The sequence below is a fragment of the Streptomyces sp. NPDC048211 genome, from assembly GCF_043202315.1.
Lineage (GTDB): Bacteria > Actinomycetota > Actinomycetes > Streptomycetales > Streptomycetaceae > Streptomyces.
Window position 1 is genome coordinate 635,283 of sequence record NZ_JBIDAD010000001.1, and the last position, 14,825, is coordinate 650,107.

Genomic DNA, 14,825 nt, shown 5'->3' on the forward strand with positions numbered 1-14,825 from the left:
GTCGTGTCAGCTCACTCGCCCGAGAGGAGCGCGACCGGGTCCAGGGTGGTCTCGCCCTTGGTCCAGTTGCAGGGGCACAGCTCGTCGGTCTGCAGGGCGTCGAGGACCCGCAGGACCTCCTTGGGGTTACGGCCCACGGAACCGGCGGTCACCATCGTGAACTGGATCTCGTTGTTCTGGTCGACGATGAAGACGGCGCGCTGAGCGAAGCCGTCCTCGCCCTCGATGCCGAGGTCACGCATGAGCTCGTGCTTCGAGTCGGCCAGCATCGGGAAGGGCAGGTCGGTCAGGTCCGGGTGGTCCTTGCGCCAGGCGTGGTGCACGAACTCGGAGTCACCGGAGAAGCCGAGGATCTGCGCGTCACGGTCGGCGAACTCCTCGTTGAGCTTGCCGAACGCGGCGATCTCGGTGGGGCACACGAAGGTGAAGTCCTTCGGCCACGCGAAGACGATCTTCCACTGACCTTCGTAGGTCTTGTGGTTGATCTGCTCGAACTCCTTGCCGCTCTCCAGCGAAACACAAGCGGTCAGGTCGAACTCGGGGAACTTGTCACCGACAGTGAGCACGCGCTCTCCTTGCAGCGTAGGAATTCCCTTTTTGGGGGAGTTCCTGAGGGTTGGACGATGTCCACCTTGGCACAGAGTGCATTGATCGCGGAAATAGCTACACTCGGTCGTGATGATCGGAGGTGCCTATCAGTGGCGCAAGGTAATCAGGGCATCCGGCCCAAACAGCCCAGCCTCTCGCAGCTGCGCGCCTTCGCCGCCGTGGCGGAGCATCTGCACTTCCGGGACGCCGCCGCCGCAATCGGGATGAGTCAGCCCGCGCTCTCCGGGGCCGTGTCCGCGCTGGAGGAGGCACTGGGTGTCCAGCTCATCGAGCGTACGACGCGCAAGGTGCTGCTCTCGCCCGCCGGGGAGCGGCTCGCGGGGCGGGCGCGGGCCGTCCTGCATGCCGTCGGCGAGCTGATGGAGGAGGCCGAGGCGGTCAGGGCGCCCTTCACCGGAGTGCTGCGGCTCGGCGTGATCCCGACGGTCGCCCCGTATCTGCTGCCGGCCGTGCTGCGGCTGGTCCATGACCGCTACCCGGACCTCGACCTCCAGGTGCACGAGGAGCAGACCTCCTCGCTGCTGGAGGGGCTGGCCGCCGGGCGGCTGGACCTGCTGCTGCTCGCGGTGCCGCTCGGGGTGCCCGGAGTGACCGAACTCCCGCTCTTCGACGAGGACTTCGTGCTGGTCATGGAGCGCGACCACTGGCTCGGCGGGCGGCAGGACATTCCGCGCGAGGCGTTGCGCGAGCTGCCGCTGCTGCTGCTCGACGAGGGGCACTGCCTGCGGGACCAGGCGCTCGACATCTGCCGTGAGGCGGGGCGTACGGAGGGTGCGCCGGTCACCACGACCGCGGCCGGGCTCTCCACGCTGGTGCAGCTGGTGGCCGGAGGGCTCGGGGTGACGCTGCTGCCGCGGACCGCGGTGACGGTCGAGACCGCCCGCAACGACGCGCTGACCACGGGGTACTTCGCGGACCCGGCCCCCGCGCGGCGGGTGGCGCTGGGGATGCGGACCGGGGCGGCCCGGCACGAGGAGTTCGAGGAGTTCGCGGCTGCGCTGCGCGGGGCGATGCGGGCGCTGCCGGTACGCGTGACGCCGGCCGGCCGGACCTGAGCGCAGGTCCGGCCGGGTGGGAGCCGCAGGCTATTCGCTGCGCAGTCCGTCCGGACGCATCATGCGCCACAGGGCCGGCAGGGACAGCAGGGTGACCAGCAGGATCAGGGCCGCGCCCGCGCCCGCCATGGGCAGGAACAGCCACCAGCCGGACACCGACTTGCCGACCATCCAGCACAGGGTCGCGCCGAGGGCGAGGCCGCCGGCCACCGCCACCGCGATTGAGATGACCACCGGGATCGCGGTCTGCCAGAGCACCGACCAGCCCAGGGTGGCCCGTCGGGTGCCGAAGGCGACCAGGACCGACAACAGGCGTTTGCGCTCTCGCAGTTGTTCCAGCTGGGAGACCAGCATGGAAGCGCCGATCAGCAGCAGGATGGCTGTCGCGCCGACCTGGAGACCGGTCTGGATGCTCGCGTACTGACGGTCGCGTTCCACCGAGTTGAGGGTGACCAGACGCATGCCGGGGTCGATCCGGGCCGCTGTGTTGCGCACGTACTCGGCGGCGTCCGGGACGTCCTCGTCGATGCGGATCTGCGAGATGGTCTGGGCTCCGGGCAGGCCCCGCGCGTCGATCGCTCCCGGTGTGACCAGGATGCCGGAGCGTTCCTCGCCGTAGGGGTCGGTCCGGGCGGCGACGGTCCGGGAGTCCGCCGGCAGGGTCCAGTGCAGAGGTTTGCCCGCGCCGTAGGCGTCGAACTCGAGCACCTTGCCCTTGCGGGCGGTCTGGTCGACCCAGTCGGCCTGTCCCTTGTCCGTGGGGTGGGCGACGAAGGTGTCGCCGTTCCGGCAGGACGTGATCCTGGCGATTTCGCGCAGGGTCGCGCAGTCCCCGACGGTGAACGAGGTGGTGGGCTGGATCTCGTCCTCGGAGTACTTCCCCGGCTTGGTCGCGTACGCCTCGACGGTGCCGATGACCTGCGTGACGCCCTTGGTGGCGCGGAACTCCTTGATCGAGTGCAGGGCGGCATCGCCCCGGACGATCTCGGAGGCGGCGTAGAACTGGGCGCGGGAGGGGTCCTGCCCGGTGATCTTGTTGAAGTCGTCGTTCATCGCGGCGAACAGCATCTGCAGGGCCACCGCGCCGGCCACCGCGACGGTGACGCCGCTGACCGCGCGGGAGGCGGCCCCGCTGCTCAGCTGGAGCCGGCGCGCGGCCAGCTGCCAGGGGACCGGGCCACCGCGCAGCCGTCCGACACCGGCCTCGACCAGCCAGGGCAGGAGCAGGGCCAGCCCGACCAGCACCAGCACCGCACCCCCGGCGACCGGGTACGGGTTGACGGGGCCGTACTCCTGGACCTTGCCGGTGAGCCCGAAGACCGCGAGCCCGGCGACCGGCAGGAGGAGCCGCCACCAGAGGCGCCGCTTGCGGGAGCGGCTGTTGCGTACGACACCGAGCGGCTCGATGACCACCGAGCGCATCGCCACCAGGGTGACGAGCACCGCGGTGAGCGGGACCGCCAGGGCGATCAGCACGCACAGCCGGGTGTCGGGCGCCAGGTCGGCGGGGAAGGCACTGACGTCCCAGACCTCGACGTAGCCGATGAACTGGCGTCCCGTCAGGAAGACGGCCAGTCCGATGAGGAGGCCGAGTACCGATCCGAAGAGCGCCTCTCCGGCCGCGATCCGGCGGGTCATCCGGATGTCCGTACCGACCAGGCGCAAGGCGGCGAGCCGGCGGTCGCGGCGGTCGCCGCCGAAGCGCACGGCGGTGGCGATGAAGATGGCCACGGGGGCCAGCAGCACCACGCAGATGATGATGATCAGCACGATGAGGAGCGGTGGCAGCGGGTCGGCCGGGCCGGGCTTGCCGTATCCGGCGATGCGGTGGCCGCCCGTCGCCTGGGTCAGGGTGTCGCTGCCGGCGTAGAACCAGAGCTCGCCGGGTGAGCGCAGTCCCGCGTCCGCGATGGTGCCGGTCACCTTGTAGGGCAGCCGCTCCCTGAGCAGTTCGTTGCCGGGGGCGTCGAGAAGCTTGCCGAGGGCGGGGGAGACGGCCATCTCGCCGCCGGCGGGGAGGGAGTCGATGCCCGGCGGGATGACCGGGTGGCTGCCGTCCGCGCGCATCAGGAAGCCGGTGATGGTGCGGTCGTGGTACTCGGTGCTCGCCTCGATCCGCAGGACGGTGCTGTCCGACTTCTTCGCCTGGGCGTCGGGCGATTCCGAGATCTTCGTCTCGGAGCGGGCGTGGTCCCGGGCCGACCGCTCGTCGAGCATGTGCGGTACGGACGCGGCGAGGAGCAGGAGCGCGACGCCGAGGCCCACGCCGACGGCGGTGAGCAGGGTGCGGATCCAGCCCTCGCGTCCGCCGCCCGCGGCGAAGCGGATGCCGAGTCCGAGGTCGCGCAGCCAGGAGGCGGTGCGCGAGGGCGGTTCGGGCGGACGCACCAGGGTCTCCTTCCGGTCGAGCAGCGTCATACGGTGTGCTCCAGATCGCGGGCCCGGCCGTCGCGGACGGTGATGTCACGGTCGGAGTAGGCGGCGACGCGGGCCTCGTGGGTCACGAGCACCACCGCGACGTTGGCGGAACGGGCCGCCTCGGTGAGCAGCTGCATGACCCGCTCGCCGTTGAGGGAGTCCAGGGCGCCGGTCGGCTCGTCGGCGAAGATCACCTTCGGGGAGGCGGCGAGCGCGCGGGCCACGGCGACGCGCTGGCCCTGGCCGCCGGAGACCTCGCCGGGACGCTTGGAGCCGATGTCGTCGACCTCCAGGCGTTCCATCCACTGCAGGGCGGTGCGCTCGGCGGGCTTGCGGCGGGTGCCGTTCAGCCGCAGCGGCAGAGCGACGTTCTCCACACAGGTCAGCTCGGGGACGAGCTGTCCGAACTGGAACACGAAGCCGAACTCGCTGCGGCGCAGGGCGCTGCGCTCGGCGTCGGACATGGCGGACAGCTCGCGTCCGGCGTAGGTGATGGTGCCGGAGTCGGGGGTGATGATTCCGGCGAGGCAGTGCAGCAGGGTGGACTTGCCGGAGCCGGAGGGGCCCATCACGGCGACGACCTCGCCGGGGTGGACGGAGAACGAGGCGCCGTCGAGCGCCGGGGTGGACCCGTAGGTCTTGTGCAGGTCGTGGGCGGCGAGCAGGGAGCCGGAGGGGATCACGGGGCCACCACCTTCGCGAGCTGGCCGAGTCGCGCGGCGGTGAGTTCCAGCCAGCGCAGATCGGCTTCGAGGTGGAACAGGGCGTGGTCGCAGACCAGCTGGTCGGCGAGGTCTCCCTGCCGCTTGCGGTCGGTGAGGATGCGCATCATGCGCAGGTGCTCGGAGCGCTGGGTGTCCAGCACGTCGGCGGCGCTGCGGCCGGTGAGCATGGCCAGGACGACCTTGGTGTACAGGGTCGACTGGAGGTACGGCTCGGGCTTCTCGGGCTGTGCGAGCCAGGTGGTGACATCGGTGATGCCGGCGTCGGTGATGGCGTAGCGCTTGCGCTCCGGGCCGCCGTCGGTCTCCACGCCGTCGACCTCGACGAGGCCGTTCTTGAGGAGCCGGGACATCGTCGAGTAGACCTGCCCGTAGTGCAAGGGGCGGTCGTGCCCGAACTTCTCGTCGAAGGTCCGCTTGAGGTCGTAGCCGTGGCGGGGACCGGACTCCAGGAGCCCGAGCAGGGTGTGGCCGATAGACATGGCGAGGACTGTACACGGTGTGTATACCTGCCGTGTATACCGGGCTCGGGCGAGGATCACCCCTTTGGGCGACCGGCCGTCGGCGGCCGGTGGTCACCGGCCGGTGGTCACTCCGGGTCCGGGGCCTTCGGCGGGCGCCCGCGGCGCGGAATCGGCGCCGCGCCTCCGGGCAGCCGTCCCGCCTCGGCCAGGGCCCGCCGCAGCAGGAACTCGATCTGCGCGTTCGCGCTGCGCAGCTCGTCCGAGGCCCAGCGCGCCAGCGCGTCGTGCACGGCCGGGTCCAGCCGCAGCAGCATCTGCTTGCGCTGCTGCGGCCCGGACTGCGGCGCGCGGCGCCGCGGGGTCTGATCCGTCACTGGTAGAGCGTGCCCGTGTTGAGGACCGGCTGCGCCGCCCGGTCGCCGCAGAGCACCACCATCAGATTGCTGACCATGGCCGCCTTGCGCTCGGAGTCCAGCTCGACGATGTCCTGCTCGGCGATCCGGGTCAGCGCCATCTCGACCATGCCGACCGCACCCTCGACGATCTGCTGCCGGGCGGCGACCACCGCGCCGGCCTGCTGGCGCTGGAGCATCGCGGAGGCGATCTCGGGGGCGTACGCGAGGTGGCTGAAGCGGGACTCGATGATCCGTACGCCCGCCGCCTGGACCCGCGCCGTGAGCTCCACGGCCAGCTTCTCGGTGATCTCCTCGGCGTTGCCCCGGAGGGAGAGGCCGCCCTCGTCGTGGGCGTCGTACGGGTACTCGATGGCGATGTGCCGGACGGCCGACTCGGTCTGGGTGGCGACGAACTCCAGGAAGTCGTCGACCTCGAAGAGGGCCTGCGCGGTGTCCTCGACCTTCCAGACGACGATCGCGGCGAGCTCGATCGGGTTGCCGTAGGCGTCGTTGACCTTGAGGACCGCGGTCTCGTGGTTGCGGACCCGGGTGGAGATCTTGCGGCTGGAGGTCAGCGGGTTGATCCACCGCAGCCCGTCGGTGCGGATCGTCCCCACGTACCGGCCGAAGAGCTGGATCACCCGCGCCTCGCCCGGTGCGACCATCTTCACACCGCCCATGCAGAAGAACGAGGCGATGGTGAGCAGCACCCCGAGGATGCAGACCGGGACGCCGACGCCGTTGTTCCCGTTCGAGCCGACGACCCCGCCGACGATGGCGAGACCGATGCCGGCGAGCACTCCGATCACGGTCAGCAGGAGTCCGAGGCCGCCGGCGATGCTGTGCGCCGTCGTCTCGCGGACCTGCGGTTCCGGCATCTCGGGCGCGTCGGGGACGAGGTCGGTCTGCGGTCCGGCCGGTGTGTTCGGGTTGTGCGGTTCAGTCATGGAATCCCCCGCTTCGCGTGGCTAGCTGTTCGCTAGCAATGTGATTTCACATTATCGCTTTTCGCAACCCTGCGCACCCCTCGTGAGTCGGTTCCCTTGGGAACGGGTGCTGATTGTCACGTCCGGAAAATGCGGGATCGCTCGCTTTTTGTCCTTGCCAACGGTGTTAGCTGGCAGGTCCGAGCTGATCCGGTCGAGCAGAGAAACGGGAGCAACACAGCAATGGGTCGAGCGGATGCGCGACGAGCTCAGCGGCGCGGGTCGCGGCGGGCCGGGAAGAGCGGCGGCGGCATACGCAGACTCTTCACCTGGCGGAAACTTCTGGGCGCGGCCTTCACCGTCTGCCTGCTGGGCATGGGCGGCTTCGCCGCGCTCTACATGCTCGTGGATGTGCCCGAGGGCAATGCCCAGGCCAAGCTGCAGAGCAACATCTACAAGTACTCCGACGGGACCCTGCTGGCCAGGACCGGTGAGGTCAACCGCGAGATCGTGGACCTCGCGCAGGTGCCCAAGGAGGTCCAGATGACCTTCGTCGCCGCCGAGAACAAGTCCTTCTACGACGACCGGGGCGTCGACTTCAAGGGCACCGCACGCGGCCTGATCAACACCGTTTCCGGCAAGGGCAAGCAGGGTGGCTCGACCATCACCCAGCAGTACGTCAAGAACTACTACCTCGACCAGGACCAGACGGTCACCCGGAAGCTCAAGGAGCTGGTCATCTCGCTGAAGGTCGACCAGAAGCGGAGCAAGGAGGAGATCCTCGCCGGGTACATCAACACCAGCTTCTACGGCCGGCAGGCCTACGGCATCCAGGCCGCGGCGCAGGCGTACTACGGCAAGGACGCCAAGGAGCTGAACGTCGCCGAGGGCGCCTACCTCGCCGCCCTGCTCCAGGCGCCCAGCCAGTACGACTGGGCCGTCGCCGGCCCGAAGGGGAAGGCGCTCGTCAAGGAGCGCTGGAACTACGTGCTGGACAACATGGTCGGGGAGAAGTGGCTGGACGCGGGGAAGCGCCAGGGCCTGAAGTTCCCGGTCCCGCAGGACCCCAAGCCGCTGAACGGGGTCGCGGGGCAGAAGGGCTACATCGTCGAAGCGGCCCGCAAGGCGGTCCTGAAGGAGACGGGCCTCAGCAGCGAGCAGTTCGACCTCGGCGGCTGGACGATCACCGTCAACATCGACAAGAAGAAGCAGCAGCAGCTGGAGAAGTCGGTCGAGACGAAGCTGAACGACAACCTGGACACGAAGAAGCGCAAGCTCGACCAGGACGTCCAGGCCGGTGCCGCCTCGGTGGACCCGAAGACCGGTGCGGTGCTCGCCCTGTACGGCGGGCGCGGTCAGAGCGAACACTGGTCGTCGAACGCGGCCCGGACCGACTTCCAGCCCGCCTCCACCTTCAAGCCGGTCATCCTCGCCGCCGCGCTCGACCAGGAGTCGGTGACGCAGGAGGGGCAGCAGATCACCGCGAACACCCGCTACGACGGCACCAGCAAGCGTCCGGTCGTGGGCAGTGACCGCGCGTTCGCGCCGGAGAACGAGGACGACCACAACTACGGCCCGGTCACCGTCCAGACCGCGATGAACAAGTCCATCAACTCCGTCTTCGCGCAGATGGGCGTGGACGTCGGCATGGACAAGGTGATGCAGACCGCAGGCAAGCTCGGCATGGACGTGAAGGGCCTCGATGCCGTGCCCGCGCAGACGCTCGGCTCCATGGGCGCGAGCCCGATGGAGATGGCCGGGATCTACGCCACGCTCGACAACCACGGCAAGAAGGTCACCCCGCAGATCGTGAAGTCGGCCGTGCACCAGAACGACGACCCGGTGGACCTGCCCGACGCGATCGGCGACCAGGTGATCACCCGCCAGGCCGCGGACTCCGTGACCTCCGTGCTGACCGGAGTCGTCGACGACGGTACTGCCCATGAGGCGGTACGGAACGCCGAGGGACTCGCCGACCAGCAGATCGCGGGCAAGACCGGAACATCGGACGACAACAAGTCCGCCTGGTTCACCGGCTACACGCCCGACCTCGTCACCTCGGTCGGCCTGTTCGGTGAGGCGGCCTTCGCCCGCACCGCCGACGACGGCAAGAAGATCCACAAGTACGACCAGGTGACCCTGAAGGGCGCGGGCGGCGGCGGCCGCGTCAACGGCGGTGGCTTCCCGGCCCAGATCTGGGCGGACTTCACCGCGAAGGCCATGGGGGATCCGGGCAAGTTCGTGCTCGACACCGACATGGGTGCCGCGGTGACACCGCCGCCGGACACCAGCTCGCCGACCCCGACCACGTCGCCCTCCGACGAGGCATCGCCCTCCGACGATCCGACGACGAAGGCGCCCACGACCGCGCCGCCCGCGACGACCGAGCCCCCGGAGACCACACCGCCCGCCAGCCCCACCGGGGACCCGACGACCAAGCCGCCGACCGACCCGTCGACCGAGCCGGGGCCGTCGGACAGCGCCGAACTCCCGGTGGACCCGGGGGGCAACAACCGGCCGGACAGCGAGAACGCCGTGACGCGCTGAGCGTCACCGCCGCGTCGTCGGAACGGGCGGTGTGCGGGGGGAAGCCCTCGCGCACCGCCCGTTCCCGTCTTCCGGGAACCGGCACCGGTGCGGCTCCTGCCCGCCGAGCCGAACGTGGCCGGCGAGGGGCAGGCCACGCCGTCACACGATCGTGCCGCGGACCCGGACCGCTCGCGAGGGGTTGCTGGCGGGGCGTCTACTGCATCAGCTCGGTATGGGGGTGTTCCGGGAAGGCCGGGCAGACGTAGACCTGCTGTTTGTGGCCGCGACCGATCTGGACGGCGGCGGGCTGGTCCGGCCGAGGCTCACCGCCCCTGGTGGGGATCACCGGCTCCTTGAGCTCGTACGGGATCCAGCTGCGGTCGCTGCTGCCCCATTCACGCGAGGGAATGGTCAGCAGGGGGCGCATCCGGGTGTCGCAGGCGGGGCAGGACTGAGGGATCGGATCGGTCAGCCCCCAGGAGGCCCAGCCGCCGACTTTCCAGCCCGGTGCCACGGAGAGGTTGATCCCGTAGAACTCCGCAGGGTACGAGGCGTAGCGGCTGTCCACCGCGTCACCCGCGGTCTCCCACCTGCCCCACTCGTTGAGCAGGCCCAGTAGGTCCGGGCTCAGCTCCGAAGGGTGGGGGTACTCGGTGATCCGTTCCGGGAGGAGCAGGCACGGCTCGGGCAGATAGCCCTCGAACTGCACCGTGGGCGGCTCCGGGGGAGCGGTGAGGACGGTGGTGACCGCGGCCGCGGACCGCCAGAACAGCACCGTCCTGGGCATGTAGCTCTTCGGAGGATGGTCGAAAGGACACCACAGCACCTGAAGCAGATCCGTTCCGGCGGGCGTGCGCAGGTCGGGGATGTCCCGTGCGTAGAACTGCGCGAGTGGCAACAGCGCTATCGACCCGTCATAGGATCGGCGGCTCGGTTTCGGCCTCGGGTAGGTCCTCGGGGGATTGATGCGGGTGAGAGTCGCCCGTTCCTGCGGGGTGAGCTCCCGGCCCTGCGCGGCAGAGCGGATCCGGCGTAGCGTCCTCAGGTCCGCCGGCGACCTGAGCGGGTTCGCTCCGTCCCACTCGTGCGGCCCTTCGCAGTGCGGCCAGGGCTCGTCGGCCGGCCACAACAGCGGACCGCCGATCGAGCTGTTGCGCGGTGACGGGGATGCGGGGACAGGATGCAGCCGGGTCGCCGTCCGTGTCAGCGGGGACAGCTGAGGAAAGAGCGCGGTCACATCGAGCGGCCGCGGCGGGGTGGTGCGAGTGATCTTCATCGCGGGTGATGCTGCCAGCAGCCACTGACACGGTACAGATCCTGTGACGGGCTCTCAGGGCCGTCCCGTCATCCCTGACGGGCGCACGGGCACGGCTACGGCTCCTCGCCGCGTTTCCGGAACACCCGAATGCATCCGGTATGCGGATGTATCTGCGCCCCGCGGCGCACCGCATCCGAATCCATGCTCCGATCCACCAGGGATTACGGGACATCCCTTAATCCCTTGACGCGCGGCCATGGATCGCACTTCCTGCCCGTGTCAGGTGCGCATAACGTCGATAGCGTATGGGTGGAGCAATTTTTCGGTCCTGGTGTCCGCTATCCTATTGATCGCCGTAATTGCTCCCCTTGCTGGCGTCAGTGGTGCGTGATTCAATGCGAATCTCGTACTCAATGGGGGTTGTAATGAAGAGAACGGCGAAATTGGGGCTGCTCACTGCGGCGAGTGCCCTCCTGTTCGTGGCGATCGGGGCCAGCCCGGTGAACGCCGCCACGCGCTCCACCAGTTGTAGCACAACCGGCGCCAGTGGGTCGGTGACCGTGAGCGGCTGGGTATCCCGGGACAAGGGCATTCCCAGCGTGGTGATAAATGTCCGTGACACGCTGGCCGATGGTCATCATGCGAGTGCGAGGCTCGGAGTGACCTACTACAGCGGCGGTATCACTTATTACCCGTGGCATGCGAATTACGATGGCGCCGGGACGTCCAAGTCATTCTCTACGTATGTGCCCGATGGCAGTGATGGAATTACCGCTATCTGGGTCGATGTCGCCAGGTACGAGGGTAGTGACCAACTCAATATCTGCCTGTCGGACTACATTTCCTGACTCAGGGCGTGCGGATCACTGACACGTCTTGTCGCTGAGCCCTCCGGTCCGGGCGAGGAACCCGGACCGGAGGGCCGCGAGGGCGGTCGGTGGTGCTCGGCCCGGCATGCGGGCCACGCGCGACCATGGAGCGTGCGCGTCGAGCCGGATGATCTCCGCGTACGTGGGCCTCGCGCAGAAGGACGTCACGGGCATGGCCGCGGGGAAAGCGACCCGGGCCCGAGGTGGCCCGGGTCCTGAATTCAGCGCACCGGCGTCGTCCCGTCCCGTCCCGTTCCGTGAAGAAGGCCCGTCGGCCCGACGGCGCTGTGGCCGGCACGGTGGTTCGTCCGTGCGAACGGTGACGGAACCCCGGTCCGACAGCGTTACGCGTTCACCCGCCCTCTCGGTGCGTATGCCGACGCGCTTCCGGTGACCGCGGCGCCGGGGCCATGTGTTGAGCCGCCGTCCCTCGTCCCACGCGTCCTCCGACGTGCTGCGTGGGACGACGGCCCGGGTTCCGGAGGCCACGGGACCCGGGCAACGGGACCCCGGTCACTGCCCCCGGGTCGGCATCTCGAACCAGACCACCTTGCCGGTCGACAGGCGCGTCGCACCCCACCGCCGGGCCAGCCGGTTCACCAGGAACAGGCCGCGGCCGCCCTCGTCCATGTCCCGGGCCCGGCGCTGCCGCGGCAGTTGCGGGGAGTCGTCCCCGACCTCGCAGCGCAGGATGTCGGTCCGCAGCAGCCGCAGGGTGACCGGCCGCTCCGCATACCGCACCGCGTTGGTCACCACCTCGCTGACGAGGAGCTCCACCGAGTCCGAGAGGTCGTCGAGCCCCCACCGGCTGAGGGCGCGGCGGGCCAGCCTGCGGGCCCGGCCCGGGGCGGAGTCCTCCGGCTCCAGGAACCAGTAGGCGACATCGCTCGGCGCGATCCCGTCGAAGCGGGCGGCGAGCAGCGCGATGTCGTCGTCCCGGTCGCCGGGGCCGAGCATGTCCAGCACGTCGTCGCAGAGGGCCTCCAGCGGCGGCGAGTGGTCCGGGCCGGTCAGCCGGGCCGTGGCGGCGAGCCGCTCGCGCAGCTGCTCGATGCCGGTCCAGACGTCGCGCAGCCGCGACTCCACCAGGCCGTCGGTGTAGAGGAGCAGGGTGGCGCCCGCGGGCGCGTCCAGCTCGACGGCCTCGAAGTCCACTCCGCCGACGCCGATCGGGGCGCCCGGCGGCACCTTCAGCACCTCGGCCCGGCCGCCGAGGTGGAGCAGGACGGGCGGCGGGTGGCCGGCGTTGGCGATGGTGATGCGGTGCGCGACGGGGTCGTACACCGCGTACAGGCAGGTCGCCATGCGGTCGCTGCCGAGCCGCTGGGCCTGCTCGTCGAGGTGGTGCAGGACCTCCTGCGGCGGCAGGTCGAGCCCGGCCAGGGTCTGGGCGGTGGTGCGCAGCTGGCCCATGATCGCGGCGGAGGTCATGGAGTGGCCCATGACGTCGCCGACGACCAGGGCGACGCGGCTGCCGGGCAGCGGGATCGCGTCGTACCAGTCGCCGCCGACCCGGGCCGTCTCGGCGGCGGGGAGGTAGCGGGAGGCCAGCCGGACGCCGGTGGGCTGCGGGAGCGAGTCGGGCAGCATGGTGCGCTGGAGCTCGTCGGCGATGTACGCCTCGCGGCCGTACAGCACGGCCTTGTCGATGCCGAGGGCGGTGTGCGTCGCCAGCTGGGCAGCGACCAGCAGGTCGTTGGCCTCGAAGGGCGGGCGCTCGGTGCCGCGCAGGAAGACCGCCGCACCGATCACCCGGCGCCGGCCGCGCAGCGGCGCGAGGATCGCCCGGTGGCCCGACGGCACCGTGCGGCCCGCGCCGAGCAGCTCCGGCAGCGCGACCCGGGCCGCGGCGGAGTCGCCGAAGACCGGCCGCACGCCGCGCAGCACCTCGGCCAGCGCGCCGCCTGCCAGTACCTCGCACAGTTCGGCGGCGGGTGTCAGATCGGCCTGCGGGTCGACGGTGGGCAGCCTCAGCCGCTCGGTCTCCGAGAGGTTCTCGGTGTCCTCGTCGCTCAGCCGCAGCCGGTCGGAGCGGCGCAGCCGCAGCACGAACGGGTTGACGGGCCGCTCGTCGCCGACCGGCAGCGGGTCGCGGAGGTAGACGAGTATGGCGTCGGAGAACGTCGGCACACTGGCCCGGCAGAGCCCGAGCACGATCTCGTCCAGGTCTATGCCGCGGGCGATCCGCCGGGTCGCGGCACCGACGAAGCGCAGCCGGTCGCCCTCACGACGGGCTGCCGCCTGCGGGTCGGGGCCGGCCGCGGGGCCCGTTCCGGCCGCGGCCGGGTTCGGTGCCTTGGCCGGGGCCGGGATCGCCGCACCGGCAGCGGCGGCCGCCGACGCGGCGTCGCGCTGCCGTGGCCGGGTGCGTTCCTGCGACCGGGCGGCGAGAGGCTGTCGGCCTTCGTGGGAGGTGGGGTGCTCCGTCACGCGTGGGGTTCCGTCCGTCCGGGCCGGTTGTATGAGGCAATCACCATGTGGGGCGCTACTGTGCCCCGGCAAGAGCGGCAATCACAACGGCTGACCTCTCGTGCCCCGGAACAGGGGGCCGAAACCGGACGTCCGCACAAGGCGTCGGTGACAACGTTTCCGGCGGCCGGGCGGCGGCCAGCGAGCACGTCTCCACCCCCTCGTCATGGCTCATGCGATTCAGGCAATTCGTGCGACTCATACGACTGATGCGGTTCATGAAGCGTGCAACATGTGCGACAAGTCGATGACTTACGGTCAGGTCGTGTGCCGCGCCCATCGGTTGGGGCGGATCCGATCTTCTCGGGACGATCCTACGGCTGGCCCCCTGGGGTGCATCAAGGGTCTCACGACGGCATGGCGGAGGGGGTGCGGTCCCCGTCATCCGGCAACCGGTCCCAGTCGGCGGGCAGCGCGGGCACCCGCCAGTGCGGATCGGGCCGCCAGTCCTCCCAGCCGTCCCGGAACGGCGCTCCCCAGTCGCGGATCACCCCGACCGCCGCCTGTCCCGCCGCCCGCACCCGCCGGGCGGCGGCCGGGGTCATCAGGCCCACCTCCTGGGCCTGGGCGAACTCGTCCTCGTCGCGCCAGAGCCAGCTGTGGTCCGGATAGACCGAGATGTCGAGGAAGTGGTCCTCGGAGTCGATGCCGCCGGCCCAGCGGGTCCGCGGTTCCTCCAGGTTCACGTACCAGCTGCGGAACTGCCAGCCGCGGTCCCAGAACAGCCAGACGGACCAGGGCTCGCCGGGCCGGGCCAGCTTCAGCACCCCGTTGCCCAGCCAGGGCGAGCGGGCGGTGGTGCGCGGGGCGGTGTACCGGGTGGCGAGCGGCTCGGCGTGCACGTCGGTGCCGTCCGCGAGCACCGGCTTCACGCACTCGGTGCCGGGGGCGACCCACACGGCGAGCAGCTCGTCGGTGTCCTGGACCACGGTGACGGGACGGCAGATGTGTACGGGGTTCGGGGTCCGGCCGGGACCGGGGCCGTGCCGCCGTGGTCCGTTGCCGCGGTAGCGCCACAGGATCTGATCACCCGGCGCCCAGCGCTCGGTCTCTCCGGTACCTGTCATGGAGAGATCTTAGTGAGCGCGCCCCCCGGACGCAGCGATGCACG

The 14,825-nt window shown here is 70.4% G+C and carries 12 protein-coding genes; 3 read left to right on the forward strand and 9 right to left on the reverse strand.

Features of this window, described 5'->3' with window-relative positions; translation table 11 throughout:
* Window positions 1–11: 11 nt before the first annotated feature.
* On the reverse strand, window positions 12–566 hold the full coding sequence (locus ACGFZA_RS03005; RefSeq protein ID WP_123461343.1) for a peroxiredoxin: 555 nt from the start codon (window positions 564–566) through the stop codon (window positions 12–14).
* A gap of 132 nt (window positions 567–698) precedes the next feature.
* On the opposite strand from ACGFZA_RS03005, the gene ACGFZA_RS03010 reads away from it, so the two are divergent.
* Window positions 699–1,664 carry a hydrogen peroxide-inducible genes activator gene (locus tag ACGFZA_RS03010; protein ID WP_393676766.1) on the forward strand — a complete coding sequence of 322 codons (966 nt, stop codon included), beginning with the start codon at window positions 699–701 and terminating at the stop codon, window positions 1,662–1,664.
* Between the two features lie 30 nt (window positions 1,665–1,694).
* Here ACGFZA_RS03010 and ACGFZA_RS03015 read toward each other — a convergent pair whose 3' ends face one another.
* From ACGFZA_RS03015 to ACGFZA_RS03035, 5 genes are all read right to left on the reverse strand, one after another.
* A complete protein-coding gene (locus tag ACGFZA_RS03015; RefSeq protein ID WP_393676768.1) occupies window positions 1,695–4,082 on the reverse strand; it encodes an ABC transporter permease in 2,388 nt (795 codons plus the stop codon).
* Window positions 4,079–4,765, reverse strand: coding sequence for an ABC transporter ATP-binding protein (locus ACGFZA_RS03020; protein ID WP_385287525.1), 687 nt, complete (start codon window positions 4,763–4,765; stop codon window positions 4,079–4,081). The genes ACGFZA_RS03015 and ACGFZA_RS03020 overlap by 4 nt, the downstream gene beginning before the upstream one ends.
* On the reverse strand, window positions 4,762–5,286 hold the full coding sequence (locus ACGFZA_RS03025; RefSeq protein WP_385287522.1) for a PadR family transcriptional regulator: 525 nt from the start codon (window positions 5,284–5,286) through the stop codon (window positions 4,762–4,764). The genes ACGFZA_RS03020 and ACGFZA_RS03025 overlap by 4 nt, the downstream gene beginning before the upstream one ends.
* A 107-nt stretch (window positions 5,287–5,393) precedes the next feature.
* Window positions 5,394–5,642 carry a hypothetical protein gene (locus ACGFZA_RS03030; RefSeq protein WP_327709086.1) on the reverse strand — a complete coding sequence of 83 codons (249 nt, stop codon included), beginning with the start codon at window positions 5,640–5,642 and terminating at the stop codon, window positions 5,394–5,396.
* Window positions 5,639–6,610, reverse strand: a complete 972-nt coding sequence (locus tag ACGFZA_RS03035; RefSeq protein ID WP_393676771.1) for an SPFH domain-containing protein — start codon at window positions 6,608–6,610, stop codon at window positions 5,639–5,641. The genes ACGFZA_RS03030 and ACGFZA_RS03035 overlap by 4 nt, the downstream gene beginning before the upstream one ends.
* Window positions 6,611–6,832: 222 nt before the next feature.
* Here ACGFZA_RS03035 and ACGFZA_RS03040 point away from each other — a divergent pair, with 222 nt between their 5' ends.
* Window positions 6,833–9,136, forward strand: a complete 2,304-nt coding sequence (locus tag ACGFZA_RS03040; protein WP_385287520.1) for a transglycosylase domain-containing protein — start codon at window positions 6,833–6,835, stop codon at window positions 9,134–9,136.
* Between the two features lie 196 nt (window positions 9,137–9,332).
* Here the strand turns inward: ACGFZA_RS03040 and ACGFZA_RS03045 are convergent, their stop codons facing one another.
* The gene (locus ACGFZA_RS03045) at window positions 9,333–10,016 is read right to left on the reverse strand and encodes a non-ribosomal peptide synthetase (RefSeq protein ID WP_393676774.1); all 684 of its coding nucleotides are present in this window, start codon (window positions 10,014–10,016) and stop codon (window positions 9,333–9,335) included.
* 785 nt (window positions 10,017–10,801) lie between these two features.
* Here ACGFZA_RS03045 and ACGFZA_RS03050 point away from each other — a divergent pair.
* Window positions 10,802–11,224, forward strand: coding sequence for a hypothetical protein (locus ACGFZA_RS03050; protein ID WP_385287517.1), 423 nt, complete (start codon window positions 10,802–10,804; stop codon window positions 11,222–11,224).
* Window positions 11,225–11,758: 534 nt separating this feature from the next.
* Here ACGFZA_RS03050 and ACGFZA_RS03055 read toward each other — a convergent pair.
* Window positions 11,759–13,675, reverse strand: coding sequence for a SpoIIE family protein phosphatase (locus ACGFZA_RS03055; protein ID WP_385287514.1), 1,917 nt, complete (start codon window positions 13,673–13,675; stop codon window positions 11,759–11,761).
* A gap of 386 nt (window positions 13,676–14,061) precedes the next feature.
* Window positions 14,062–14,781 carry a DUF402 domain-containing protein gene (locus ACGFZA_RS03060; protein ID WP_385287511.1) on the reverse strand — a complete coding sequence of 240 codons (720 nt, stop codon included), beginning with the start codon at window positions 14,779–14,781 and terminating at the stop codon, window positions 14,062–14,064.
* Window positions 14,782–14,825 lie beyond the last annotated feature (44 nt).